The organism is Qipengyuania aurantiaca (genome assembly GCF_019711375.1).
Lineage (GTDB): Bacteria > Pseudomonadota > Alphaproteobacteria > Sphingomonadales > Sphingomonadaceae > Qipengyuania > Qipengyuania aurantiaca.
On sequence record NZ_CP081295.1, the window covers coordinates 44086 to 70052 of the forward strand.

25 protein-coding genes and 2 tRNA genes are annotated in these 25967 nt (G+C 61.5%); 13 read left to right on the top strand and 14 right to left on the bottom strand.

All coding sequences use genetic code 11. The features are described 5' to 3' along the window. The first annotated feature begins 36 nt into the window (after positions 1 to 36). Positions 37 to 795, top strand: a complete 759-nt coding sequence (locus tag K3148_RS00220) for a flavodoxin family protein (RefSeq protein WP_221425357.1) — start codon at positions 37 to 39, stop codon at positions 793 to 795. On the opposite strand, the gene K3148_RS00225 is transcribed toward K3148_RS00220, so the two are convergent. The 3 genes from K3148_RS00225 to tkt are packed head-to-tail and all read right to left on the bottom strand — an operon-like array spanning position 792 to position 5006. After that, positions 792 to 1991 (bottom strand): phosphoglycerate kinase, encoded by a 1200-nt coding sequence (locus tag K3148_RS00225; RefSeq protein ID WP_221425358.1) that lies wholly within the window; start codon positions 1989 to 1991, stop codon positions 792 to 794. The genes K3148_RS00220 and K3148_RS00225 overlap by 4 nt on opposite strands. A 12-nt stretch (positions 1992 to 2003) precedes the next feature. Beyond that, positions 2004 to 3011: a type I glyceraldehyde-3-phosphate dehydrogenase gene (gene gap, locus K3148_RS00230; protein WP_221425359.1), complete on the bottom strand. Its 1008-nt coding sequence runs from the start codon at positions 3009 to 3011 to the stop codon at positions 2004 to 2006. Between the two features lie 15 nt (positions 3012 to 3026). Further along, complete coding sequence (tkt, locus tag K3148_RS00235; RefSeq protein ID WP_221425360.1) at positions 3027 to 5006, bottom strand: transketolase; 1980 nt, start codon at positions 5004 to 5006, stop codon at positions 3027 to 3029. Positions 5007 to 5189: 183 nt separating this feature from the next. Here tkt and K3148_RS00240 point away from each other — a divergent pair, with 183 nt between their 5' ends. The 5 genes from K3148_RS00240 to K3148_RS00260 all read left to right on the top strand — a co-directional run bounded on the left by K3148_RS00240 (position 5190) and on the right by K3148_RS00260 (position 8329). Beyond that, complete coding sequence (locus K3148_RS00240) at positions 5190 to 5372, top strand: hypothetical protein (protein WP_221425361.1); 183 nt, start codon at positions 5190 to 5192, stop codon at positions 5370 to 5372. Then, positions 5369 to 5713 (top strand): cell division protein ZapA, encoded by a 345-nt coding sequence (locus tag K3148_RS00245; protein ID WP_221425362.1) that lies wholly within the window; start codon positions 5369 to 5371, stop codon positions 5711 to 5713. Before K3148_RS00240 ends, K3148_RS00245 begins: the two co-directional genes overlap by 4 nt. A 358-nt stretch (positions 5714 to 6071) precedes the next feature. After that, positions 6072 to 6644 (top strand): 5-formyltetrahydrofolate cyclo-ligase, encoded by a 573-nt coding sequence (locus K3148_RS00250; RefSeq protein WP_221425363.1) that lies wholly within the window; start codon positions 6072 to 6074, stop codon positions 6642 to 6644. Beyond that, entirely contained in the window at positions 6641 to 6856 is a 216-nt protein-coding gene (locus K3148_RS00255) for a DUF2842 domain-containing protein (protein WP_221425364.1), read from the top strand. Before K3148_RS00250 ends, K3148_RS00255 begins: the two co-directional genes overlap by 4 nt. A 48-nt stretch (positions 6857 to 6904) precedes the next feature. After that, complete coding sequence (locus K3148_RS00260; protein ID WP_221425365.1) at positions 6905 to 8329, top strand: MFS transporter; 1425 nt, start codon at positions 6905 to 6907, stop codon at positions 8327 to 8329. Between the two features lie 64 nt (positions 8330 to 8393). Here the strand turns inward: K3148_RS00260 and K3148_RS00265 are convergent. The 6 genes from K3148_RS00265 to thyA all read right to left on the bottom strand — a co-directional run bounded on the left by K3148_RS00265 (position 8394) and on the right by thyA (position 13786). Next, a tRNA-Asp gene (locus K3148_RS00265) sits at positions 8394 to 8470 on the bottom strand. A gap of 338 nt (positions 8471 to 8808) precedes the next feature. Continuing rightward, positions 8809 to 10101 (bottom strand): dihydrolipoamide acetyltransferase family protein, encoded by a 1293-nt coding sequence (locus K3148_RS00270; protein ID WP_221425366.1) that lies wholly within the window; start codon positions 10099 to 10101, stop codon positions 8809 to 8811. A 5-nt stretch (positions 10102 to 10106) separates the two neighbouring features. Next, positions 10107 to 10379 carry a biotin/lipoyl-containing protein gene (locus K3148_RS00275; protein WP_221425367.1) on the bottom strand — a complete coding sequence of 91 codons (273 nt, stop codon included), beginning with the start codon at positions 10377 to 10379 and terminating at the stop codon, positions 10107 to 10109. Next, a complete protein-coding gene (locus K3148_RS00280; protein ID WP_221425368.1) occupies positions 10379 to 11440 on the bottom strand; it encodes an alpha-ketoacid dehydrogenase subunit beta in 1062 nt (353 codons plus the stop codon). The genes K3148_RS00275 and K3148_RS00280 overlap by 1 nt, the downstream gene beginning before the upstream one ends. Then, entirely contained in the window at positions 11437 to 12753 is a 1317-nt protein-coding gene (locus tag K3148_RS00285) for a 3-methyl-2-oxobutanoate dehydrogenase (2-methylpropanoyl-transferring) subunit alpha (RefSeq protein WP_221425369.1), read from the bottom strand. Before K3148_RS00285 ends, K3148_RS00280 begins: the two co-directional genes overlap by 4 nt. Positions 12754 to 12844: 91 nt before the next feature. After that, complete coding sequence (gene thyA, locus K3148_RS00290) at positions 12845 to 13786, bottom strand: thymidylate synthase (protein ID WP_221425370.1); 942 nt, start codon at positions 13784 to 13786, stop codon at positions 12845 to 12847. Between the two features lie 133 nt (positions 13787 to 13919). On the opposite strand from thyA, the gene K3148_RS00295 reads away from it, so the two are divergent. Next, a tRNA-Pro gene (locus K3148_RS00295) sits at positions 13920 to 13996 on the top strand. A 124-nt stretch (positions 13997 to 14120) separates the two neighbouring features. Here the strand turns inward: K3148_RS00295 and K3148_RS00300 are convergent. Together K3148_RS00300 and K3148_RS00305 are read right to left on the bottom strand one after the other, a co-directional pair. Continuing rightward, complete coding sequence (locus K3148_RS00300) at positions 14121 to 15086, bottom strand: O-methyltransferase (RefSeq protein ID WP_221425371.1); 966 nt, start codon at positions 15084 to 15086, stop codon at positions 14121 to 14123. Beyond that, the gene (locus K3148_RS00305) at positions 15083 to 16417 is read right to left on the bottom strand and encodes an ATP-binding protein (protein ID WP_221425372.1); all 1335 of its coding nucleotides are present in this window, start codon (positions 16415 to 16417) and stop codon (positions 15083 to 15085) included. The genes K3148_RS00300 and K3148_RS00305 overlap by 4 nt, the downstream gene beginning before the upstream one ends. A 126-nt stretch (positions 16418 to 16543) precedes the next feature. On the opposite strand from K3148_RS00305, the gene K3148_RS00310 reads away from it, so the two are divergent. Then, positions 16544 to 16984: a very short patch repair endonuclease gene (locus K3148_RS00310; RefSeq protein ID WP_221425373.1), complete on the top strand. Its 441-nt coding sequence runs from the start codon at positions 16544 to 16546 to the stop codon at positions 16982 to 16984. A 40-nt stretch (positions 16985 to 17024) separates the two neighbouring features. Then, complete coding sequence (locus tag K3148_RS00315) at positions 17025 to 18350, top strand: DNA cytosine methyltransferase (protein ID WP_221425374.1); 1326 nt, start codon at positions 17025 to 17027, stop codon at positions 18348 to 18350. Here the strand turns inward: K3148_RS00315 and K3148_RS00320 are convergent. After that, on the bottom strand, positions 18324 to 19163 hold the full coding sequence (locus K3148_RS00320; protein WP_221425375.1) for a hypothetical protein: 840 nt from the start codon (positions 19161 to 19163) through the stop codon (positions 18324 to 18326). The genes K3148_RS00315 and K3148_RS00320 overlap by 27 nt on opposite strands. 269 nt (positions 19164 to 19432) lie before the next feature. Between K3148_RS00320 and K3148_RS00325 the strand changes: the two genes are divergently transcribed. The 4 genes from K3148_RS00325 (at position 19433) to K3148_RS00340 (ending at position 23280) form a co-directional block, all read left to right on the top strand. After that, positions 19433 to 20374, top strand: a complete 942-nt coding sequence (locus K3148_RS00325; protein ID WP_221425376.1) for a tyrosine-type recombinase/integrase — start codon at positions 19433 to 19435, stop codon at positions 20372 to 20374. Positions 20375 to 20673: 299 nt separating this feature from the next. After that, entirely contained in the window at positions 20674 to 21147 is a 474-nt protein-coding gene (locus K3148_RS00330; RefSeq protein ID WP_221425377.1) for a low molecular weight protein-tyrosine-phosphatase, read from the top strand. Continuing rightward, a complete protein-coding gene (locus tag K3148_RS00335; protein WP_221425378.1) occupies positions 21140 to 22474 on the top strand; it encodes an ABC1 kinase family protein in 1335 nt (444 codons plus the stop codon). Before K3148_RS00330 ends, K3148_RS00335 begins: the two co-directional genes overlap by 8 nt. Continuing rightward, the gene (locus K3148_RS00340) at positions 22471 to 23280 is read left to right on the top strand and encodes a fructosamine kinase family protein (RefSeq protein ID WP_221425379.1); all 810 of its coding nucleotides are present in this window, start codon (positions 22471 to 22473) and stop codon (positions 23278 to 23280) included. Before K3148_RS00335 ends, K3148_RS00340 begins: the two co-directional genes overlap by 4 nt. Here K3148_RS00340 and K3148_RS00345 read toward each other — a convergent pair. After that, complete coding sequence (locus K3148_RS00345) at positions 23277 to 23846, bottom strand: hypothetical protein (RefSeq protein ID WP_221425380.1); 570 nt, start codon at positions 23844 to 23846, stop codon at positions 23277 to 23279. The genes K3148_RS00340 and K3148_RS00345 overlap by 4 nt on opposite strands. A gap of 54 nt (positions 23847 to 23900) precedes the next feature. Next, the gene (gene recG, locus K3148_RS00350) at positions 23901 to 25964 is read right to left on the bottom strand and encodes an ATP-dependent DNA helicase RecG (protein WP_221425381.1); all 2064 of its coding nucleotides are present in this window, start codon (positions 25962 to 25964) and stop codon (positions 23901 to 23903) included. Positions 25965 to 25967: the final 3 nt, after the last annotated feature.

Sequence of the window (25967 nt, forward strand, 5' to 3'; positions counted from 1 at the left end):
GCCGGGACGTATGTCTTGGGAGGAACAGGAGAATCCATGCTCGACGCGACACAAGAACGGCTTTGCGAGGAGAACACGACCGACTTCTCCGACCTCAAGGCGCTGACGATCAATTGCACGCTCAAACCCACGCCGCAGGGCTCGCACACCGACAAGCTGCTGGGGGTGGTGGAGACGATCCTCGTGCGCAACAACGTCGCGCTGGAGCAGGTGCGGCTGGTCGATCACGAGATCGCCCCCGGCGTCTATCCGGACATGACCGAGCACGGTGCGGAGAAAGACGACTGGCCCGCAATCTGGGAGAAGGTCCAGGAGGCCGATATCCTTGTGGTCGGCACACCGATCTGGCTGGGCGAGAAAAGCTCGGTCTGCCAGCGCCTGATCGAACGGCTCTACGGCCATTCGGGCCAGACCAACGAGGCCGGGCAATACGTGTTCTACGGCAAGGTCGGCGGGTGCATCATCACCGGCAATGAGGACGGCATCAAGCACGTCGGCATGGGCGTGCTCTATTCGCTCCAGCACGTCGGCTACACAATTCCGCCGCAGGCCGACGCAGGCTGGATCGGCGAAGCCGGCCCCGGCCCCAGCTATGGCGACGCGAAGGCGGATGGTGACGGCTATGTCGGCTTCGATAACGACTTCACCCGCCGCAACACGACCTTCATGGCCTGGAACCTGATGCACATGGCGCGCATGCTGAAGGACGCGGGCGGCATCCCGGCCTGGGGCAATTCGGTCGACTTGTGGAACGAGGGCCGCTGCTTCGACGCGCCCAATCCGGAGTATCGCTAGGCCTTCAGCGCGGCGACGCCCGGCAGGTCCTTGCCTTCCATCCATTCGAGAAAGGCGCCGCCCGCGGTCGAAACGAAGGTGAAATCGTCCTTCACACCGGCGTGCGCGAGCGCGGCGACGGTGTCGCCTCCGCCTGCAACCGAGGTCAGCGAGCCGCCCTCCGTGAGCGCGGCGGCTGTCTTGGCGAGAGCCACCGTGGCAGCGTCGAAAGGCTCGGTCTCGAAGGCGCCCATCGGGCCGTTCCACACGAGCGTCTTGCAGGTCTTGAGGACGTCGCCCAAAGCTTCGACCGCCTGAGGACCGACGTCGAGGATCATTTCGTCTTCGGCGACTTCATGAACGTTGCAGACCCGCAGGCTGGCCGGGTTGGCTGCGAATTCCTTCGCCACCACCACGTCATAGGGCAGGTGCACGGTGCACCCCGCATGGTCCGCCTGGTCCATGATCCGGTTGGCCGTGTCCTTGAGGTCGTGCTCGCACAGCGACTTGCCGACATCGACTCCGCGCGCGGCGAGGAAGGTGTTGGCCATGCCTCCGCCAATGATGAGGTGCTGGACCTTGCCGACGAGGTTTTCGAGCACGTCGAGCTTGGTCGATACCTTCGCCCCGCCCACCACGGCCGCGACCGGCTGTTCGGGATTGCCGAGCGCCGCGTCGAGCGCTTTCAGTTCCGCCTCCATCGCGCGGCCAGCATAGGCCGGCAGGAGGTGCGCCAGCCCCTCGGTCGAGGCATGCGCACGGTGCGCGGCGGAGAAGGCGTCGTTGACGTAGAAATCGCCATGGGCGGCAATACCGCGCGCGAAGTCGGGATCGTTCGCCTCTTCGCCCGGCCAGAAGCGGACGTTGTCGAGCAGGCCGATGTCGCCGTTGCGCAGGATGCCGATCGACTGTTCGACCACCGGGCCCATGACCTCGGGGATGAACATGATTTCCTTGCCCAGCACCTTCTCGACATCGCCCTGTACGAAGCTGGTCGACATGGTCGAATGGCGCTGGCCCTTGGGACGGCCGAAATGGGCGAGCAACAGGACCTTGGCGCCCTTTTCCGCGAGTTCGAGCACGGTGGGCTTCACCGCCTCGACCCGGGTGACGTCGGTGGCCGAACCGTCCTTCATCGGAAGGTTCAGGTCGACGCGCACCAGCGCGACCTTACCGGTCACATCGCCTAGGTCGTCCAGGGTCCTGAATTTGCTCATGGGTGCCGTCCTTTAGAGGAACTTCGCCATCACGCCGGCGGTGTCGATCATGCGGTTCGAGAAGCCCCACTCGTTGTCATACCAGCTGACGACGCGGGCGAGCTTGCCTTCCATCACACTGGTTTCGAGGCTGTCGATGGTCGAGCTGGCCGGATAGTGGTTGAAGTCGCTGCTGACGAGCGGCTGGTCGGTGTAATCGAGCACGCCCTTCATTGCGCCTTCCGAAGCGGCCTTGAGCGCCGCGTTCAGTTCCTCGGCGCTGGTGTCGCGGCCGGGAGTGAAGACGAGGTCGACGAGGCTGACGTTCGGGGTCGGCACGCGGACCGAGCTGCCGTCGAGCTTGCCGGCGAGTTCGGGCAGGACGAGGCCGACCGCGCGCGCTGCGCCGGTGGTGGTCGGGATCATGTTCTGCGCCCCGCCGCGGGCACGGCGCATGTCGCCATGCATCTGGTCGAGCATGCGCTGGTCGTTGGTGTAGCTGTGGATCGTGGTCATGAAACCACGTTCGATGCCCACCGTCTCGTGCAGCACCTTCGCCATGGGCGAGAGGCAGTTGGTGGTGCAGCTTGCGTTCGAGACGATCACGTCTTCGGCAGTCAGCACATCGTGGTTCACGCCATAGACGATGGTTGCCGAAACGCCCTTAGCCGGAGCCGAGATCAGCACGCGCTTGGCGCCAGCGTCGAGGTGCGGGCGGCAGGCTTCGTCGGACTGGAAGAAGCCGGTGCATTCCAGCACGATGTCCACGCCCTGCTCGCCATGCGGCAGCTTGCCGGGCTCGCGCTCGCTGGTCACGGCAATCGACTTGCCGTTCACGATGATCGCGTTGTCGCCGACTTCGACCGTGCCGGGGAAGCGGCCATGCGTGCTGTCATACTGGAACAGCAGCGCGTTCGACTTGGTGTCGGCCAGATCGTTGATGCTGACGAGTTCGAGATCGTGGTCGTCACGCTCCAGGATCGCGCGCGCCACGAGGCGGCCGATGCGTCCGAAACCGTTGATTGCAACCTTGGTAGCCATGCGAAGAGCTCCTGCTTAACCGTTTAATTTGTTCATGATTTGCGGAACGATGCTGTCCGCAGTGAAACCGAATTTCTTGAAGAGATCGGGTGCTGGCGCGCTGGCGCCGAAGCGGTCGAGACCGATGGTGAGGCCGTTCTCTCCGGTGTAGCGTTCCCAGCCGAAGGTCGTGCCCGCCTCGATGCTGACGCGCAGGCTCGATGCCGGGATCAGGTCCTTGCGGTACGCCTCGTCCTGCTCGTCGAAAAGCTGGGTGCAGACCATGGAAACGACGCTGGCGCCGATCCCCTGCTTTTCCAGTTCCTCGGCACAGGCGAGCGCGAGGTGCACTTCGGAGCCGCTGGCGATGAGCGTGACCTTATGCGCGTTACCGGCCTTCTTGAGACGGTAGGCGCCCTTCGAGCACATATCGAGTTCTTCGGGGTGGTTGCGCACCTGCGGCAGGCCCTGGCGGGTCAGCGCGAGAACCGTCGGGCGGTCCTTGCTGCGCAGCGCAATCTCCCAGCACTCGGCGGTTTCGACCGCGTCGGCGGGGCGCATCACCAGCAGGTTCGGGATCATGCGCAGGGACTGCACATGCTCGACCGGCTGGTGGGTCGGACCGTCTTCGCCGAGGCCGATGCTGTCATGCGTCATCACGTAGATGGCGCGCGTCTGCTGGAGCGCGGAGAGGCGGATCGCGGCGCGGCAATAGTCGGTGAAGACGAGGAAGGTGCCGCCATAGGGAATGACGCCGCCATGCAGCGCCATGCCGTTCATCGCGGCGGCCATGCCGAACTCGCGGATGCCGTAATAGATGTAGCGGCCCGAGTAGTCGTCCGCCGTGAACGGGCCGATGCCGCCAGCCTTGGTGTTGTTCGAGCCGGTGAGATCGGCGCTGCCGCCCAGCGTATCGGGCAGCATGGCGTTGATTTGCTCCAGCGCCATTTCGCTCGCCTTGCGGGTGGCGACCTTGACCGGGTCCTTCATCAAGGACTGGATGTAGTTGTCGAGGCTGAACTTGGCCGGGAGATCGCCCGACATGCGGCGTTCGAAGTCGACCTTCTGGTCGTGACCGGAGAGGCGGTCCTTCCAGTCCGTATGCGCCTTGACGCCCGCATCTGCCGTGCCGCGCCAGTCGGCAAGCACCTGCTCGGGGATTTCGAACGGCTTGTAATCCCAACCCAACACGTCGCGCGCAGCGGAGATTTCCTCGTCGCCCAGCGGCGCGCCATGGGTGGCGCTGGTGCCTTGCTTGTTGGGCGCGCCCTTGCCGATGACCGTGCGGCAGGCGATGAGCGAGGGACGCTCGTCGGCCTGCGCTTCGTCGAGCGCGCGGCGGATGTCGGCAAAGTCGTGGCCATCGCAGCTGGTGACGTGCCAGCCGGTCGCTTCGTAGCGGGCCTTGATGTCTTCGCTGGTCGACAGGTCGGTCGACCCATCGATGGTGATCTGGTTGTCGTCCCACAGCACGTTCATGCGGCCGAGCTTGAGGTGTCCGGCAAGGCCGATGGCCTCGTGGTTGATGCCTTCCATCAGGCAGCCGTCACCGGCGATCACCCAGGTCTTGTGATCGACGATATCGCTGCCGAAATCGGCGTTCAGCTTGCGCTCGGCAATCGCCATGCCAACCGCCATCGCAAGACCCTGCCCCAGCGGACCGGTGGTGCATTCCACGCCATCGAGCAGGAAGTTTTCCGGGTGACCGGCGCAAGGGGAGCCGAGCTGGCGGAAGTTGCGGATGTCTTCCATCGTCGGATGCGCATAGCCCGACAGGTGCAGCAGGCTGTAGATCAGCATCGAGCCGTGGCCCGCCGACAGCACGAAACGGTCGCGGTCGGCCCAATCCGGCGCGCTGGGATCGTGCTTCAGATATTCGCTGAACAGGACCGTGGCGACATCGGCCATGCCCATCGGCATGCCGGGGTGTCCCGAATTCGCCTCCTGCACCGCATCCATCGAAAGCGCCCTGATGGCGTTGGCCATCGGGACCATGCGTGCGGCGTCGAGACTCATGGGGTTCGTTCTCCGGCAAAAATATGTACGATTCGAGGCGCGCGCACCCTTTGCGGACGCCCGCTCGCGAGGTCAACCCGAGCATAGGCGCAATGCGATGCCAAGTGCTCCTCGCCCGATTTATCAACAGGCGCGCCCAAGCCTTTGCCACGCCGTGCGATTATCGTTAATTCGGGTCCCACTATGAGCGCACAACGCATTTCTACGGCCGTGGACAGGATCGAACGCGCCCTCGCCCGGATCGAGGCGCAGGCCGCCACCCCGCGGGGGAATGGCGAAGGCGCTGCCAAGCATGAGGCGCTGAAAGCCCGCGTGGCGGCCAGCCTTTCCGAACTCGACGCGCTGATCGAGGGGCTGGAGGCATGAGCGAGGTCAAGCTCGAAGTCGGCGGAAGGCGCTACACCGTTTCGGTGGCGGACGGGCAGGAGGACAATTTGCGCGGCCTTGCCGCCACGGTGGACGCCAAGCTTGCCGGAATGGGCAAGAACGTCTCCAGCAACGAGGCCAAGAACCTGCTGTTCGCCGCCATCCTGCTGGCCGACGAGCTGGAGGACGCGAAGAAGAAACTCGCCGCGCCTGCAGCGCCGCCCCCGCCCCCTCCTGCGCCCGAAATCGACACCCACGCGGTGGCCGACAAGCTGGAAGGTCTCGCCGTTGCGCTCGAAAATGCAGCGTCGAGGCTTGAGGGCGCGCCGCAGGGCTCCTAAATAGGCGGCGACGGGGCTGCCCGGCACGAGCCGCATGAACATCCCTGAGGCTATAAGCAATCCAAGGGAGCTGTCCCTACTGGGTTGGCGGGTTCGTCCCGGCGATTCGGATATACGGCGCCCACCTGACGTGAAGGCGTCAGAGGATTTTCCGGCAACGACCCATGGTGGTCCCGTCACGTTTTTGCTGCGCTACCGGTAGGCCGATGGCCAGCTTCGCTTCCGCTGCTTGAGCGCGTCTGGGGTAAGTGCAAACCTCTCAATCCGTTCGGACTGAGCTTGTCGAAGCCCTGCACTTCACTTTAGCTTGATCTCGAAAGAAAAGGACGGCCCTTCGACACGCTCAGGGCGAACGGACATGGACAAAGACACTCTTCGCAAGCAGCTTTTGACCGCGCGGCGCGATCATGTCGCGGCGTTGCCCGACAGCATGCGTGCGCTGGTGTTCCATCGCCCACCCGGCCCACTGCTCGAGATGGTGCCCGAAGGCGCCGTGATCGGCCTCTACCGCGCCAACCCGTTCGAGGCGCCGGCCGCTTCCTACGCCAAGTTCTTCCTCGATCGCGGCCACGAGATCGCGCTGCCCCGCTTTGCCAGCCGCAACGCGCCGATGGAATTTGCGCGCCATTCGGATCCCTTTGACGAGGAAGATCTCGAAGTCGGCCCCTTCGGCCTGCTCCAGCCCTTCCCGGATGCGCCGGTGCTGGAACCCGAGGTATTGTTCGTCCCGCTGGTCGGCTTCACTGCAGACGGCCAGCGGCTCGGTCAGGGTGGCGGCCATTACGACCGCTGGCTGGCCGATCGCCCCGGCGCGACGCCCATCGGTCTCGCCTGGGATTGCCAGCTCGCCGAAGAGCTTCCGCTCGAAGAGCACGATCAGCCCTTGCGCGCCATCGTGACGCCGACCCGCCTCTACGGACCCCTGCCATGAGAACCGAACCCACCTGGCGCATCCCTGTCGGCATCCTCGGCCTGCTGCTTGCCTTGCTCGTCTACGGCATCGTGATCGCGCACTATATGCCCGGCCTTATCGGCGAATGGCCGACGCTGGTGCAGACCGTAGTCTATGTGTTCCTCGGTCTCGTATGGCTGCTTCCATTGGGCCGCTTTCTCAAGTGGATGGAAACCGGCACCTGGCGCTGATTGCCAACGGTCCCCGCCTGCCCTAGCCTCGCAGCCGAGGGAGAGGACATGGCGAGCATTGCCGCGGCATCGGAGAAGCCGTCCACCGGGTTGAAGCTGGCGCACGGCTTCGGCGCGGCGGCCTTCGGCATCAAGAACAACGGCTTCGACTACTTCCTGCTGCTGTTTTACGGCACGGTGATCGGGCTGGAGCCGAGCCTCGTCGGTCTCGCCATCCTCATCGCCCTTGTCTTCGATGCGCTTTCCGACCCGCTCGTCGGCTACTGGTCCGACAATTTCCGCAGCAAGTGGGGCCGCCGCCACCCCTTCATGTACGCCGCCGCCCTGCCCGTAACGCTCAGCTATTTCCTGCTGTGGAATCCGCCCGACTGGGGCCAGACCGGGCTGTTCCTATACCTCACCGGCCTCGCGGTGCTGATCCGCACTTTCATCACCTTCTACGAGACGCCCAGTTCCGCGCTGATCCCCGAACTCACCAGCGATTACGAGGAGCGCACCAGCCTGCAATCCTATCGCCTCTTCTTCGGCTGGTCGGGCGGAAACATGATGAGCATTATCATGTTCGGCGCGCTGGCCACCGGCCCGCTCGGCCTGATGGATCGCGAAGCCTACACGACTTACGGCATCATTGGCTCGCTGCTGATCTTCGCGGCGATCATGATCTCAGCCCTCGGCACCCATCACCGCATTCCGCACCTCCACCGCCCGGTTGCAACCGGCGAGAAATTCGGCGTGCGCCGCATCTTCCGCGAAATGGTCGAGGTGCTGAGCGAGAAGAGCTTTATCGCGCTCTTTTTCGCGACCGTCCTGTTCGCCGTGGCCACCGGCCTTGCCGCGGCGCTGGCCTTCCTGATGCTGCGCTATTTCTGGGAGTTCACCGAGTTTCAGATCTTCCTTTGGACCTGCACGGTCTTCCTCTCCGCCCTGTTCGGTTTCCTGCTCGCGCCTTATGCCGTCCGCAAGCTAGGCAAGAAGCAGGCGGTGATCGTCTTGGGCCTGCTCGCCTTCACCATCCAGCCTGCGCCCGTCCTGCTGCGGCTCGCCGGGCTGATGCCGGAAAACGGCGACCCCATCCTCTTCCCGCTGGTGGTTTGCATCAACGTCATCGACCTTGCGCTGATCATCGCCACGCAGGCGGTCGCCTATTCGATGATCGCCGACCTTGTCGAAGCAAACCAGATCAAGACCGGGCGGCGCAACGAGGGCGTCTATTACGCGGCGACCACCTTCACGCGGAAAGTCACGCAGGGCTTCGGCGTGGCGGCGGCAGGGGCGATCCTGTCCCTGATCGCGTTTCCCGACAACGCCGAGCCCGGGAACGTGCCCGCCGACACTCTGTGGCAATTGGGGGCCTTCTACGGGCCGTCCCTGCTGCTGCTCTATCTCGGCGCGCTCTACTGCATTTCGCGCTACCGGATCGACAAGACGGGGCACGAGGAGAACCTGCGCCGACTGCGGGAAAGCGCGGAATAAAGCGCGCACGAAAAAGCCGCCCGGAGGCGGCCTAAGCGTCTGAAATCAGAGAAATATCCCAAGGTGGCGCGAGTGACGGGACTCGAACCCGCGACCCTCGGCGTGACAGGCCGATACTCTAACCAACTGAGCTACACCCGCGCATTGCGCTGTAGCGCCCCCTTGGGAGCCGCGCATCTAAGGGAGGCTCCGATTCCTGTCAACGCATATTCAGCCGCTTTTTTCGTACTTTTTTGCCTTTCGGCGCAGGCTGTTGAAATTTACCCGAAATTTACCTTTTGGGCGGACTCTCCAGTGAGAAATCGCGTGGGGCTAAACGGGGGTTTCGCTATGATGCAGAAGGCTTTTCTCGCCTTGTCGCTTGCCATGCTGGGCGGCGGCGCGCTGGCAGCCAAATCGGTGATCGATATCCAGGACTCGGTGACCGAAATCGCAGTGCGATAAAAAAAACTCCCGCCAAAGCGGGAGTTTTGAAAAGATCAGTCGACGAGGATGAGCGCCGGCGTTTCGAGCAGGCGCTTGAGCGCCTGGATGAAACTGGCCGCATCCCAGCCATCGACCACGCGGTGATCGCAGCTGATCGAGATGTTCATCAGCTTGCGCTTCTCGATCCGTTCCACCCCATCGCTGCCCGTTACGTACATCGGGCGTTCGATGATCCGGTTGGGGCCTATGATCGCGACTTCGGGTCGGTTGATGACCGGCGTCGTCGCTACGCCGCCGAGGGGCCCAAGCGAAGTGACGGTCAGCGTGCCGCCTTCCATCTCTTCCTTCTTCGCCGTGCCGTTGCGCGCGGCATCGGCAAGGCGCGAAATCTCGTTGGCGAGCTGCCAGAGGTTCTTGGCCTGCGCGTTCCTGATGACCGGGACCATCAGGCCCGCATCGGTCTGCGCCGCCATGCCCATGTTGACCGCACCATGCCGCGTCACGACGCCCGCTTCGTCGTCATAACGCGCGTTGATCATGGGATAATCGGGCAGCGTCTTGCAGATCGCGGTGATCAGAATCGGCAGGATGGTGAGCTTGGGCTTGTCGCCGCGATTGGTGTTCAGCTGCGCGCGCAGGACTTCCAGATCGGTGACATCGCATTCCTCGACATAGGAGAAGTGCGGGATGTTGCGCTTGGACGCGGCCATGTTCTCGGCGATGCGGCGGCGCATGCCGATGACCTTCTTCTCCTCGTCCTCACGGGTCTTGGCAGCCGCCGAATAGCCCGAGTTGTAGGAGAGGAACTGGTCGAGGTCGCCATGACGGACGCGGCCTTCTTCGGACGGCTTCACCTGCGAAAGATCGACGCCCAAATCCTTGGCGCGCTTGCGCACGGCCGGGGTCGCAAGAACCTTGGCCGAAGGAGCCGTCTCGGGAGCCGGCGTCGGTGCGGGCGCGGGCGGCGGCGACGGGTCGGCCGCCATCGCATCGTCGGCATCGCTCGCGTCGGAGGTTTCGACCTCGATACGCTCCTCGACCTTCTCGGCCTTGGGTGCCGGGGCGGGAACCGAAGCTTCCTCTGCCACATCTTCGGGCACTTCGCCCTCGACCTCGATCACCACCAGCATCGAGCCGATCGAGACCATGTCGCCCTCTTCACCGGCAATCTCGAGGATTGTGCCGTCGACCGGGCTTTCCATCGGGACGGTCGCCTTGTCGGTCATCATGTCGACGAATTCCTCGTCTTCCTTGACCGTGTCGCCGACCTTCTTGTGCCACTGGACGATTTCCGCCTCGGCAATGCCTTCGCCGATGTCGGGCATGTTGAATACGAACTTTGCCATGTCGGTTACTCGCCTATCTGATTGTCATAGACCCAGTCGGTCACTTCGAAAGTGGCCAGCTGGGTGCCGGGCGTGGCGGAATAGCCCACGCCGGCATGAATTTCTTTGAGCCTTCCGGGGAAACGGCTCATTACCTGGATCCGCGCAACTTCGGTTTCGATCGTTACCAGCGGGATGCCTTCTTCAAACTCGGTGCCGGTCGCGACATGCCACTCATGCACCTGTTCCGGGGCATAAGGACCCAGGTCATCCGGAACGAAGAAAGGCACTTCGCGCATTATTCGGCCAGGATCTTGTCGAGGGCCTCGCCGATGCGGATCGGGCCGGGGAAATAGGCCCATTCGAGGCTGTGGGGATAGGGTGTGTCGAAGCCGGTCACGCGTTCGACCGGGGCTTCGAGATGGTAGAAGCAGCGTTCGGTCACCAGCGCCGACAGCTCCGCGCCGAAACCGGCGGTGCGCGTCGCTTCGTGGACGATCAGGCAGCGGCCGGTCTTCCTGACCGATTCCTCGATGGTTTCGATGTCGACCGGAACGATGGTGCGCAGGTCGACGATGTCGGCCTCCACGCCCTTCTCGCGGCAGACCGCTTCCACCACGTGAACCATGGTGCCGTAAGCAAGGATGGTGAGCTCTTCGCCTTGCGTCGCATAGCGCGCCTTGCCCAGCGGGACCTTGTAGTGGCCCTCCGGCACAACGCTCGCATCGAAGCGCTTCCACGGTTCGACCGGCTTGTCGTAATAGCCCGAGAACGGGCCGTTGTAGATGCGCTTGGGCTCGAAAAAGATGACCGGGTCGTTGTCTTCGATCGCGCTAATCAGCAGTCCCTTCGCGTCATAGGGCGTCGCCGGGATGACCGTCTTCAGGCCGGAGACGTGGGCGAAGATTGCTTCGGGGCTCTGGCTGTGGGTCTGGCCACCGAAAATGCCGCCGCCGAAGGGGCTGCGCACGGTGATCGGCGCGGTGTATTCCGCCGCCGAACGATAGCGCAGACGCGCCGCTTCCGAGATCAGCTGGTCGAGGCCGGGATAGATGTAATCGGCGAACTGGATTTCCGGCACGGGACGCAGGCCATAGGCCCCCATGCCCACCGCCGCAGCGATGATGCCGCATTCGGAAATCGGCGTGTCGAACACGCGGGTCTTGCCGTATTTCTGCTGGAGGCCGGCGGTGCAGCGGAACACGCCGCCGAAATAGCCGACGTCCTCGCCCATGATGACGATGTTCTCGTCGCGGCCCATCGACACGTCGAGCGCGTCGTTAATTGCCTCGATCATGTTGAGACGACGTTCGGTGCCGCCTTCCGCTTGGGGCGCGGCTTTGGTCTGAGTGTCGCTCATGCGCCCTTCCCTCCGTTCGGGAGTCCCTCAGGGAACTTGGTCTCGCGTTCGTGGATCGCCTGCTCGGCCTGTTCCTTGAGGTGCCACGGCAGCTCTTCGAACACGTCTTCGAACATGGTGCGGAACGGGTGGTGAAGACCGTGCCCGAGGATGCCGTTCTCTTCGGCCTCCTTGGTGGTCTTCTTCACGTATTCCGCGGCTTCGAGGTCCATCTTTTCCTGACGCTCCTCGTCCCATTCACCGATTTCGATGAGGTGGTTCTTGAGGCGCATGACGGGGTCGCCGAGCGGCCATTCGTCACGCTCCTGCGCGCTGCGATAGCCGCTGGGATCGTCCGAAGTCGAATGACCTTCGGCGCGGTAGCTGAAGAACTCGATCAGCGTCGGGCCAGCGTTGGCGCGGGCGCGATTGGCGGCCCATTGCTCGGCTGCGTAGCAGGCTAGCGGATCGTTGCCGTCGACACGCAGCGAGGCGATGCCGTAGCCCACACCGCGCGCGGCGAAGGTGGCGCGCTCGGCCCCGGCAAAGCCGCTGAAGCTGGAAATCGCCCACTGGTTGTTGACCACGTTGAGGATGACCGGCGCGTTGTAGACGGTCGCGAAGAGGCAGGCGGAGTGGAAGTCGCCTTCCGCAGTGCTGCCCTCGCCCACCCAGGTCGCCGCGATCCGGCTGTCGCCCTTGATCGCGCTCGCCATCGCCCAACCGACCGCCTGCGGGGTCTGCGTGGCGAGGTTGCCCGAGATGGTGAAGAAGCTGTGCTCCTTGGAGGAATACATGATCGGCAGCTGGCGGCCCTTCAGCTTGTCGCCCCGGTTCGAGTAGATCTGGTTGATCATCTCGATCATCGGATAGCCGCGCTGGATCAGGATGCCCTGCTGGCGATAGCTGGGGAACACCATGTCGTCCGCCGCGAGCGCCATCGAGGCCGAGACGCTGGTCGCCTCTTCGCCGGTACACTTCATGTAAAACGAAGTCTTGCCCTGGCGCTGGCCGCGGAACATGCGCTCGTCGAAAGCGCGCGTCATGGCCATGTGGCCGAGCATCGTGCGCAGCGTTTCGGGGTCGAGCTTGGGGTCCCACGGCCCATGGGCCTTGTTGTCCTCGCCCAGCACGCGGATCAGCCCATGGGCGAAATCCAGCATGTCTTCGGGCTTGGTCGTCTCGTCCGGACGCGGCTGCGCGCCGGCTTCAGGGACCTGGATATGCGAGAAGTCCACCGCGTCGCCGGGGCGGAACTTGGGTTCGGGTACGTGGAGCGAGAGCTTGGGGCGGTTGTCGCCCAGCTTCGCGTCACCTTGAGGCCTGTCGGCCATAGAATCGTCTCCCAGACGGAATCTTACGCTTGCGCGTTATTTTATTTCGCGCCGGGAAAACGGTCAAGTACGCCTGTGCATACGATTTCGGTTATACCGCGACGGGAGCCTTGATGGGCCCGTGCGGCGTGTAGTCGTGAACCGCGAAATCCTCAATCCGGTAGTCGAAGATAGTTGGCGGACGCCGCACAATCTCAAGCGTTGGCTGTCCCACCGGTTCCCGCGACAGCTGTTCCTTCACGAGATGTTCGTGGTTGAGATAGAGATGCGTGTCGCCCCCCATCCACACGAATTCGCCCGGCTGCATATCCACCTGCTGCGCGATCATCCGCAGCAGGAGCGCGCCCGACCACAGGTTGAACGGCAGCCCCAGCGCGACGTCGCAACTGCGCTGGTAGAGGATGCCGTTGAGCCGCGGATCGCCGTCGATCCCGGTGGAGACGTGGTACTGGTAGGTCTTGTGACACGGCGGCAGCGCCATGCGCGGCACTTCGGCCACGTTCCAGCCTTCGATGATGTGGCGGCGGCTGCCCGGATTCTCGCGCAGCGATTCGACCACCTCGGCGACCTGGTTGATTCCCCGGCCCTTCCGGAACAGCCCGCCCTTCACCGGCTGGTAGGTCGGCCAGTCGACCCATTGCTTGCCATAAACCGGGCCCAGATCGCCCCACATGGCGGCGAAGTGTTCGTCGTCGGCGATTTTCTGGACGAAATCGTCGAGTTCGATCTCGTCGCCCGTCTGCTCGACATAGCGCGCGTGCGGCCACTCGTTCCAGATCTTCACGCCCTGCAGCACCAGCGGACGGATATTGGTGTTGCCGGTAAGGAACCACAGAAGCTCGCGCGTGGCAGTCTTCCAATAGACGCGCTTGGTGGTCACCAGCGGCATGGCCCCATCGGCGAGGTCGAACCGCAATTGCGCGCCGAAAACCGAGCGTGTGCCCACGCCCGTGCGGTCGCTGCGCTCGTCCCCTTCGAGCCAGATGAGGCGCATCAGGTCGAGATATTGCTGTTCGAAATGGGTTTCAGGCACCGGAAATCGTCACTCTTGTCTGTCTTGCCGACCCTAGGCACAAAATACTGCAAAAGCGCGCTTGCACCAGTAGCAATCCACACCTATAGGGCGCGCCTGCCTCGCGGGGGACCTCCCCCGCAACGCATCCGGTCGGGGAGTAGCTCAGCCTGGTAGAGCACTGTCTTCGGGAGGCAGGGGCCGGAGGTTCGAATCCTCTCTCCCCGACCAATAACTTACTGATAAGGCGAAACTACTTTCGCCTACGCGGCACAAAATTTCGCTTTTTTGGTCACTTCCGGGCTAGAAATTCCCGCAACATTGTTTCGTATCGGCCGTAAATCCACAGAGTCACTCAGCGTTCGAACGAAGCGAAGTTAGGCAAATACCGATAGAACTTTGCGTACCGGTTAGCCTCTCTCACGGGAATAGGCTCAGCGTCCAAGCCAACTTCTTCTAAGATCGGCAACTGTCTATCCAAATGGCGCATCTCGTGCGGCGTCACCAATGGCATGTGAATGCGGAGAGCCTCGTCGCTATCGCGAAAGAACTCTAGCTCTCTAAGGCCTGCACCATCGAAGAGGGCGGCTTGACCCTGATCGACAAAGACGCCCCCAATGGTCGTCATCTTCGCTCCGTCTTTGTATTCGAACGCGACCGTTTGGCGGAACTCTATCTTTTGCCCGTTGGGCCGAGCAGCGTTTGCCGCTTTGAGACCCTCTTCTATTTCGGCCCGCACTATCTGACGCGACGTTTTTGAAAGTGTCCATCCTCGCAAATCAGCCTGCCTTAGTGCCTCGGGTGTTCGGCCCTCGCCGAAATAATCGGAAAATTCGTCCCTCGATTGCACGTGGATGTGATCGTCGTCGTTTCGCTTGTCGAAAATTTTCTCGGCCTGCACAGAGACTACAAACGCGGTGCCCGACTTCGCGCGCGACGCCACTGTGCGCACATCCTCAAGAATGCTTACATTCAAAGGATCGTCGTAATCGAGCCAGACAATTGATCGTAGGCTCCAATCTAGAGTGGGAAGAACATCGCTGGCCTCGCCCATCAGCAACCTGATCCCTCGCAGGGGGTTGTTGAACTCGAAACGCTCTTGATGGTCGAGTTCACACTCAATCGAAACAATGTCTGAGATACCGAGAGTCCTGTGAAATAGAACACAGTCGGAAAACCAAATCGAACCGAATCCAACGTAGCGATAGCTCTCTAGCGATCCGAACACACGCAACCGCGAGAAGAAATCACAGAGCATTTTCCGTTCCGCGAATTTTGCGGGTCTGAGCGAATAGTCAATGATCTCATAGCTCGCGGTCATTCTTCCTCGCCCTGCTCAGCGAGAATCATGTCAAAGGTGGTTTCACCGACAGCTTTGGCTGAACCCACCCCAAGAGCATCCATAAGGACGCGTATCTTATCGACCTCTCTAGAGTATTGAATCTTGGTCATCTTAGGACCTGGCGCCTTCGGATTCTTGTTGAATGCAAATGATTTCGAGCCGCGGATTTTCTCGACGTCGAGAGCGCTAGCTTCTTTTGCGAGGGCTGAGAGGGTAGGGGAATTCTTGCCATACTCCTCGACCTCTTCATCCAGCCGATTCAGAAACTTTATGATCGTTCGGGTATGATCCAGCATCTTGGGAAAGACTGACTGCCAGATGGCAGAGGTCTCATCGAGGCCGGTCTTAGTCGTGTTCCAAGGGAGTTTCTGCGAGGAGCTACAATCGAAGAAAACGATGCCTCGGAAGCGCGCATACTGATTGTGAAATTTTGGGATACCATCTTTTTGATCGGCGACGGAGTTCCAACCTGTTGCCTCGGAGCGGTCGGCTGAGAGAATTACCCTCCCGTTGCAGACGACATACCAACCTGCATTCGAAGGTTTGGAGTCCGCAATGCCGGCGATAATGCGAACAAGCACCGGAGTGTCGGTAGCCGCGTCGAAAGTGACCTCCTCGACCACCGGTGAGTAAGATCCTCCGCTAAACACACGAAGATCGGTCTGGGTGAGGTGCTGACCGTTGAATTCAATCGCTAAACCGGCAGAAAGAAACTGACGCTGATGCGCGCGAATGGTTTCAGCCAGCCCCCTGCGGAAATAGTCGGACGAGAACCTGTTCGCGATCTCCGGCCTGAGCTTGTCGACGACGATGCGAGTACCGCGTTCTTCTGGCGGGAAATCACCATCTTCAATTAGTTCGGCGAAGTCGAACTGCCACGTGCCGTCATCTTCCCATTCGCTGACATCCACCTCTACTGACCACTTCTCAGCCTCAGTAGTAGAATGAACTTCGAAATATCGGCCGAACTTAAAGAGCGCCCTTTTCATCCCGACGCCGAATTGGCCTATCGAATAGTCAGTTGATTTGGCGTCGGCTGGGCGACCAAACCGGAAGGCGTAGTTAATTGCCGTATCTGTATCGAATCCGCCGCAGTTATCGGTGATCTCGAAACGGTCACCATCGATATGAATTTTGACCCACAATCCATCAAAATCGGGATCGTTGCCCGGTCGAAGGCGCTTGGCTCCATCGATGCAATTGTCCACGAGATCAAGGATCGCGCGCTCAGTAGGGATGTCGCGCACCAGCATGTCGACAAAAAAAGCCTTTGTCGGCATCGCGTTGATATGTTTCGCTTCGTTCGTCATGCCCCCTCACTTCCAATGAAATCGCTAAATGCTCTTTGTCCTGTCGTCCAGCATAGTTTCAGGAACTTACGTGTATCGATTTTGCAGTTTAATCGTGCACTGATGAATTGAGAGACGCGTCCCCAGATGACTGATCACGTCGACCCCATCCGTCGAAGCAAGATTATGGCGAGTGTGGGCCAGAAAAACACGAAGCCAGAGATGATAGTACGTAGACATCTGCATCGTCTTGGCTTTCGTTATAGGCTGCATAGGCGCGATCTTCCGGGCTCCCCAGACATTGTCTTCCCCTCCCGTAAAAAAACGATCTTCGTGCATGGTTGCTATTGGCACGGGCACGAGTGCCGCTGGGGGAACTTGCCAAAATCGAACCAAGACTATTGGCGGGCAAAGATTGTAGCCAATCGTGAGCGTGATGATCGAAATGTATCTGCTTTGGAGAGCATGGGATGGGAAACCCTTACGGTTTGGCAATGCGAGCTACGCAATGAGCTTCAGGCGATCGAGAGGATTGTGGAATATCTCCAATCTGGTGCCACTCAAGGTGGCAATCGGGCCGTGCCTTGAATAGACAGATGTTCTCCAATCGTTCATTTGTGGTGCAACCATGACACGTCCTATCGGCATTGATCTCTTCGCTGGCGCAGGTGGGATGAGTCTCGGTTTCGAGCAGGCTGGCTTCGACATTGCGGCCGCAGTCGAGATCGATCCGGTTCACTGCGCTACCCACCATTTTAACTTTCCGGAATGCACCGTAATTCCGAAATCCGTGACCGACGTATCGGGCGATGAGATTCGCGAGAAAGCTGGACTGGGGGATAAAGAGATCGACGTCGTTTTTGGCGGCGCTCCATGCCAAGGATTTTCGATGATTGGTCAGCGCGCTCTCGATGATCCGCGTAATTCTCTAGTTCGCGACTTCGTTCGCATCGTCCATGAACTTGAGGCCCGCTATTTCGTTTTCGAGAACGTTAAGGGCCTGACCGTTGGTAAGCACCGAAAGTTTCTTGAGGAAGTGATCGCAGCCTTTGAGAATGGAGGCGAATATCAGGTCCTTTTGAAGGAGCGTGTCTTGAACGCGGCCGATTTTGGTGTTCCGCAAAACCGGCACCGACTTTTTCTGATTGGTGCGCGAAAAGACTGCAATCTCCCAGTCTATCCTAAACAAACAACGCACCCGGCGGGCACCTCGAATTGCGGCTCACCAGAGAGCCCAACTTGTGCGGAAGCACTTGGCGACCTTCCTGATGCTGAGAAGTTCAAAACGCTTTGGGACACCGACCAAGTCGCGACGACAGCATGGGGCAAACCGAGCAAGTATGCAGCTGAGCTACGTTGTCAAACCAACGATGCATGGCATTTTGGACACCCAAGGGATTGGGACCCTTCGATTTTAACCTCCAGCTTGCTCACTGCGCATACGGAAATTTCTCGTCGTCGCTTCAAAGCCACGGAAGGCGGTGCCGTCGAACCAATTTCGCGCTTTTTCAAGCTTGCGCCGGGCGGTGTCTCTAACACTCTTCGCGCCGGTACTGACTCAGCGCGGGGCGCATTCACCAGCCCAAGGCCGATCCACTACAAATATGCTCGCTGCGTCACTGTTCGCGAGATGGCCCGTCTTCACGGTTATCCCGATTGGTTCCGCTTCCACGAAACAAAGTGGCATGGCGCTAGGCAGATCGGGAATTCGGTCCCACCCCCACTAGCGCGAGCCGTTGCCGGCGAAGTTATGAAAGCTCTTGGCATAGAGCCAACCCGTCCGACTGTGAGCCAGAAGCTCGGAAAAGAGACGCTACTTCGTATGGACCTGTCGCAAGCTTCAAAGCATTGGGAGATCGAAAACCCCATTGGCAGACGTGACCGCAAAAGCGGTGCTAGAAAGCGCAAGCAAGAGGAAATCGAGGCGTTAGACGCCCTTAACGCTGGGGCGTAGTTCCAAAATTGAATCGCTGGCGAAAGTCAGTTGCGTCAGACTACCAGCATCGGATCGCTTTACCGCCTCAAATTCCACTACATAGAAGCCAATTCCCCTCATCGTCCTCAATCCAATGGGGATCGTGACGTCCACATCTTCATTGGCGGCGAACGCCGCCTGCACTTGGTTGATGATCTGGCTAGGGATGAGCGGGTCAGCCGCCTGCTTTGCTTCACACGTCACCAAAACTGGTTGTGGGTCTTTTTCGCTGCCCGTCTTGCCTAAGAAGAGAGCATCAATCTCGGTAGAGCGCAGCTTGATGCCAGACTGAAGGTGCGCAAGTTCCAGTATGTTGAATGCGCCCGCGACCGCAAAATGTGTCTCAACAACCCGAAGCTGGACCGCCACTTGAATGTGCCAGGTCTCATCAGACCGGCCCAGTGACTTAGTTATGAGCGGGATGCTCGTCGATTGAATTGGATATCGGTTCGCATCAGGCCGCACAGGAAATTCTTCCGGAAATGGCTCCGTCTGACCGCTCAAGTAGGGGATAAATTCAAAACACTCACCGGCACCAGTCCTCTGCACAGCTGTATAGCGTTTTGCTGCCACCGAGGCAGGCCAGTTCTGAGATGCGTTCCCTCCTCGCAAAATATCTTTGAGGAAGTTTGCAGGGTTGCGATCACTTAAAGTCACCCCTTTAGAGCGACACGCGCGGATGCCATCAGCGACGTCATCCAAACTCATCAACGATTTTCGAAGCTGCTGTGTGTTCTGATCCCAATGCAGGTCAAACAGGTGCTCGATTACTGTAGTCTTCTGCGATGGCATCGCTTCCCCCAAACAAGTCGGCCGAGCCATAGACGTTGACTACAGTCGCCCGAATTTAAATCAGATTTGTCAATTAATTCTGTCGATTACAAGCGGAGTTTTTGCCTCTATCTGAACCGACCACCATTCAATTTTGAAAGTAATGGGAGGTCAACATGCCCCGTCCAAACCTCGGTCCGAAACTTATCTGGAGGCAGGATCGAGATCGATACTACATCAGGTGGTCCGAGAATGGTCGCACCAAATCATACTCTACCGGCACCACCGATTTGAATGAGGCCAAGGATGTCCTTCGGGACTTCCTAGCGCAGAATATCGAGATCGAAGAAGGTACGCGGCCGGAAAACTTTCCGATCGAGTACGCTCTTATCTACTACGGGGAGAACCATGCGCCGACAACGGCTGCGCCTGAACGTATTGCATACGCGATGGACGCCCTCCTTCCGTTCTGGTCCGAGTTCAATGTGGGAGACATCACTCAGGCAACATGCAACTCCTACGCTGCTTTCCGCAATCAGTCCCGAGCCAAGGGAATCTCGCAGAGTACCCTGCGCAAGGAACTCGCCACGCTCACCGCTGCGATCAACTTCTGCGTTCGGGAAAGAAAGCTGACGCAGACTGTCTACGTCCCACTTCCGGCAAAGAGCGCACCCAAAGATAGATGGCTGACCGTATCCGAGGTTGCCCGTTTGCTTTGGGAGTCCCGGAAGGGCGGGCTCAACACGCGCTCGTATCTCCCACTCTTCGTACTGATTGCGTTGTACACCGGTGCGCGTGTCGAAGCCATTTTGTCGCTCACTTGGGATCGGGTCGATTTAGAAAGCAAACGCATTGATTTTCAGATTCCTGGTCGCCGGATCACGAAAAAACGCCGCCCTAAGATTCCCATTTCGAGCAGGCTCCTTCCTTTCCTCAAGTACGCCCACTCGCGCCGAACTGCTGACAACGGTCCGGTCATTCATGATGAAGGCCAAAAACTCATTCGCATAATTCGTAGCTTCAAGGCTGCCGCAAAACGTGCCGGTCTAACCGATGTCACTCCCCACACAATGAGACACACCTGCGCGACGTGGATGGCCCAAAAAGGCGTTAGTATGTGGCAGATTGCCGGCTTCCTCGGGCAGGACGTGGAGACGACCTCTAGGCACTACGCGCATCACAGTTTGGACTTTATGCAGGATGCTGTGAGGTCAACCGAGCGCCGCAAATGATGTCGCGATCATATCCAGTGGTGCGACAGAGATTATGTCCCTGAGCGACAAGAGCTTATGGTTTCTGGTATCAGAAATGGAGTCGTTAAAACCACACGCAACGTCACGCAACGACACGATAACCACCCACCAGAAAATTAAGTTATTGTTTTATAACGCGTCATGAAAGCGTGCATCTCGGTTCGGGAGGCAGGGGCCGGAGGTTCGAATCCTCTCTCCCCGACCATTTGCACCTTTCAATAGAGCGATTTTTGCGCCGCTGGCACGAAACCAGCGCGTTCCTGCCTCGTTGGGCGGGCATGAGCTCCCATTCCGTTTTGTTCGTCTGCCTCGGCAACATCTGCCGATCCCCCCTTGCCGAAGCCGCCTTCCGCCGCGCTGCGGAAGAAGCCGGGCTCGATGTGACCGTCGAGAGCGCAGGCACGGCGGGCTATCACGTGGGCGAGCCGCCCGACATGCGCAGCATCCGCGAGGCCGAGCGGCGCGGGGTCGATATTGCTGGCTATCGCGGACGGCAGCTGTCCGCATCCGACTTTCACGAGTTCGACTTTATCCTCGGCATGGACAAGTCGAACATGCACGATATCGCCCGCGTCGATCCGGGCGATGGCAAGGCAAAGACCGCCATGCTGCTCGACATCGTGCCAGGACAGGAGGGGCGCGAGGTGGGCGATCCCTATTACGGCGGCGAAGACGGCTTCGCGATCACCTGGAACGAGGTGGAGGCGGGAGCCAGGGCGCTGGTCGCCGTGCTGCTCGACGAAAATGGCTGACGAGGACGAGCCTTCCCGCCATCGCTCGGTCCCCTCGTCGCGCATCGGGCGGCTGGGCGGTTTTACCCGGCTTGCGGGTGGTCTTGCTGGCGGAGTAATTTCTGAAGGGGCGCGCAGGCTGGCCAGCGGCGAGCGACCGCGGCTCGACCAATTGCTGCTTACACCGGCCAATGCCCGCAGGTTGACGGATCGGCTTGCGCATTTGCGCGGTGCGGCGATGAAGCTGGGGCAGATGATCTCGATGGATGCGGGCGACGTCCTGCCGCCCGAACTGGCCGAGATACTTGCGCGGCTTCGCGAACGGGCCGATTTCATGCCCCCGCGCCAGCTCGACAAGGTCTTGGCGGAGGAATGGGGCAAGGACTGGCGCCGCCAGTTCCGCCGCTTCGAGCCCCGCCCGATTGCCGCCGCCTCGATCGGGCAGGTCCACCGCGCGATGACGCCGGACGGCCGGATGCTGGCGATCAAGGTCCAGTACCCCGGCGTCGCGCGCAGCATCGACAGCGATGTCGACAATGTCGCGAGCCTGCTCAAGCTGACCGGCCTGCTCCCGCCGGAACTCGACATCGCCCCCTTGCTCGCCGCTGCAAAGGAGCAACTCCGCGAGGAGGCCGATTACCTGCGCGAAGGCCGGATGATTGTGCGCTTTGCGCGAATGGTCGAAGGGCGCGAGGAATTCGCCGTGCCCGAATTGGTCGAGGAGCTGACGACGCCCCGCGTGCTCGCCATGACCTATGAAGAGGGCAGCCCGATCGAGACGCTTGCAGGCGAAGGTCAATCCCTGCGCGACGAAACCTTCGCGCATCTGGTCGAACTTGTGGCGCGCGAGCTGTTCGACAGCCGCTTGATGCAGACCGATCCCAATTTCGCGAATTACCGCTGGCAGGCGAAGACGGGCCGCATCGTGCTGCTCGATTTCGGCGCGGCGCGCGAGGTCTCCCAAGGGATCTCGCAGGATTATCGCAGGTTGGTTGAAGCAGGCCTTAGGGAGGATCGCGAGGCCGTGCTGGAGGCCGCTGTCGAGGCGGGCTTCGTCAATCCCCGCGCGCTGGAACGGCACCCGGAGGCCATGCGCCGCGCCGTCGACATCGTTGTCACCCAGATGGCGAGCGCGGAAAAGCTCGACTTCGGCAACCGCGCCTTCGTCCCCGAAATCCGCGACACGGTGATGCCCATCGCACGCGACCGCGAGAGCTGGCACCTGCCGCCCGCCGAAACGCTGTTCGTCCAGCGCAAGGTCAGCGGCACAGCCCTGCTCGGCGCCCGGCTGGGCGCTCGGGTCGATGTGCGCGGGATCGTGGAGCGCGTGCTGGCGGAAACCGCGTGACGGGCGACCTTGCCGCGGCGGCCGAGCGCATCTGCGGGCAGCGCCCAATTTCCATCCAGCGCTTCGCGGGCGGCGACATATCGGGTGCTTCGCGACTGACCTTTGCCGATGGATCGAGCGTGGTCGGAAAATCCGGTCCGGTGGTCGCTGTCGAGGCGAGGATGCTGGAGGCCATGGGCGCTTGCTCCGCGCCGGTGCCGAATGTCCTTGGCTATGACGAGCGCCATCTGCTGATCGAACACCTGCCTGCGGATGGCACGCTTTCCGGCAAGGCCTGGGCCTCGCTCGCCGAGGCGCTAAACGCGCTGCATAAGGTCACAGGCGAAAGCTACGGCTGGCACGAAGATTATGCCTTGCGGCACGTCAGGGTCGAGAACGAGGCGTTAGATGATTGGCCACGCTTCTGGGCCGAACGGCGCCTGCTCTGTCACGCGCTGCATATTGCCACCGACCTTGCGCAGCGGATCGAGGGTCTGGCGCAAGCCCTGCCCCAACTCCTGCCTCGCTCTCCCGCACCAGCGCTGCTCCACGGCGACCTATGGGGCGGCAATGTGCTGGTCAGCGGCGAGCGCATCAGCGGCCTGATCGACCCTTGCGCCTATTACGGCGACCGCGAAGTCGACGCAGCCAGCCTCACGGTGTTCGATTCCCCGCCGGAGAGTTTCTTCGACGCGCTCGAACTGGAGGCCGGGTGGCGCGAACGCCAGCCAATCTATCGCCTGTGGATGTGGCTGCTCCACGTCCGCCTGTTCGGCGACAGCTACCGCCCGGCGGTCGAGCGCGAACTGGCGACGCTGGGGCTCTAAAGCCCCTTGCGCCCGAAGCCGCCAGCGCGCGGTGCGCCCGGACCTTCGCCAATGACGCCGCTCGAGCGCGTGTCGGGCATCGCCTGACCGAAACCGCCCGCAGGCGCCTGACGCGCCACGGGCGCCGGGTTCTCGAGAAAGGCGATGATTTCGTCGGCAAGCTTCTCGACCGGGCGGTCACGCTTGTCGAGCAGCTTTTCCGTCACCCAGGCGTAGCCGAGAAAGTTGAAAGGCCCCTTGATCTTGAGGAAGCGGTTGGTGCGGATGAAGTTCACGCTCTGGCTCTCGACCTCGATGTCGGTCACCTCGTCCCACCGGATGCGCGAGCTGCGCAGGACGCCGTGATGCGTCACGAAAGTGTGGTCGTATTCGAGCACGACGCCGTCGCCGAAGGCATAGCGGACCATGGCCGGAAAGCCGAAGATCCCGATAGCGGCGAAGACGACGCCGATGAAAGCGCCCTTGCCGCTCGATATCGTGAACAGCGTAACGCCGAATATGATGGCGACCAGCATCCAGACAGCCGTCTGTGCGGTGCGGTCTTTCGAATAGCGGATTTGTTGCATGAATTCCCCCGTGAAGAGAGGGCTTTACCGCGCAAATCTTTCCAAAATGCTGCGCTATCCGCCGCGCAGGGTCTTCACGCCGAAGTCGCGTTCGAAGAGGTAGAGAAGGACGCGCGCCGCCTCGCCCCGAGCGCCTTCCAGCCCGCCGTCGCGTTCTATCAGCAAGCGCGCGTCGTCATGCGCCTTGGGTAGGAGTTCGGTGATCTGTTCGAAGCTGGCGACCGTGAACGGCGTATCGCCCGATTGGCGCGTGCCGAGCAATTCGCCGCCGCCGCGCAGCTGCAGGTCTTCCTCGGCGAGCAGGAAGCCGTCCTGGCTTTCCCGCATCAGCGCCAGACGCTTCTGCGCGGTTTCCGAGAGCGTCTCGCCGTGCAGCAGGACGCAGAAGCTCTTCTCGCTTCCCCGCCCCACGCGGCCGCGCAGCTGGTGAAGTTGGGCAAGGCCGAAACGTTCGGCCTGCTCGATGACCATCAGCGTGGCGTTGGGAACGTCGACCCCCACCTCGATCACGGTTGTCGCCACGAGGAGCCGCGCATCGCCGCGCGCAAACCGCTCCATCGCCGCGTCTTTCTGTTCGGGCGCAAGCTGGCCGTGGACCATCACGACATCCTCCCCGAAGCGCTCCTTCAGCGAGGCGTAGCGCGCTTCGGCTGCGGCGATTTCCTCCGGTCCGTCCATCTCCCGCACCATGGGGCAGACCCAGAAGGCCTGCCGCCCCTGCTCGAACTGCGCGGCGAGCCGCTCGACCAGAGTCGGGATTCGGTCCTGCCCCATCACTACCGTGTCGATCGCCTGCCGGCCGGGCGGCAGCTCGTCGAGCTTGCTGACGTCGAGCTCGCCATATTGCGCCAGCGTCAGCGTGCGCGGGATCGGCGTGGCGGTCATGGCGAGGACATGCGGCGCGCGGCGTCCCTTGCTCGCCAGCATCAGCCGCTGGCCGACGCCGAAGCGGTGCTGCTCGTCGATTACCACCATGGCGAGGTTGCGATAGGCGACCTTGTCCTGGAAGATCGCGTGCGTGCCGACGACAATGTCGATGCTGCCGTCGAGCAGGCCCATCAGCGTGCCTTCGCGCGCCTTGCCCTTGTCGCGCCCGGTCAGCAGCGCGACCTGCGCGCCCGTCGGCTCGGCCATGCGGCGCAGGCTCTCGTAATGCTGACGGGCGAGGATCTCGGTCGGAGCGAGCAGCGCCGCCTGCGCGCCCGCCTCGACCGCAATCAGCATGGCCTCGAGCGCCACCACGGTCTTGCCCGCACCGACATCGCCCTGAAGCAGCCGCAACATGGGTGCTTCCTGCGCCATGTCGCCTTCGATTTCGGCAATCGAACGCTTCTGCGCGCCGGTGAGCGGGAACGGCAAGTCGAGCTTGCCCCGATAGCTGCCATCGCCCTTCAGCGGCTGGCCCTTGCGCTTGCGGTTGTCCGCGCGGACCAGCATCAGCGCGAGGCTGTTGGCGAGAAGTTCGTCATAGGCCAGCCGGTCGCGCGCCGCCTTGTCCTCGGCCCTGTGCGCTCGCTTGAGCGCTTCGCGCCAGGCAGGCCAGTCGGCCTTGTCGAACTGCGTCGGTTCGATCCATTCGGGCAGTTCGGGAAGCTTGGCGAGCGCCTGATCGACCAGCCCCGCGATACGCGGCTGGGTAAGGCCTTCGGACAGGCGATAGACCGGCTCGCACAGGCGCTGCAGGGTGTCGCCGCCCTCCTCCACTACGTGGTCGGGATGGACGATCTGCAGCATGTCGCCATAGCGTTCGAGCTTGCCCGCCACCCAGCGCGTTTCGCCGACGGGCAGCTGCTTTTTTGCGGTGTAGGAGGCGCGCCCGAAATAGGTCAGCGAGACCACGTTCCCGACCGCATCCTGTGCCAGCACGCGGTACGGCGCGCGCGGGCTGCGGCCGCCGCGATGCTCGGTCACGGTCAATTTCAGGACGATCTGCTCGCCCTCGCCCGCCTCGTCGACATTCTCCACCGCGCGCCGCGTCACGAAGCGTTCGGGCAGGTGGTAGGCGAGATCCTTGATCCGCGTGAGGGCCAGCCGGCCCAGCGGCTTCTTCAGCTTCGGGCCCACGCCATCGAGCGTTTCGGTCTCGGCGAACAGCGGATTGAGGACGTCGGGACGCATAGG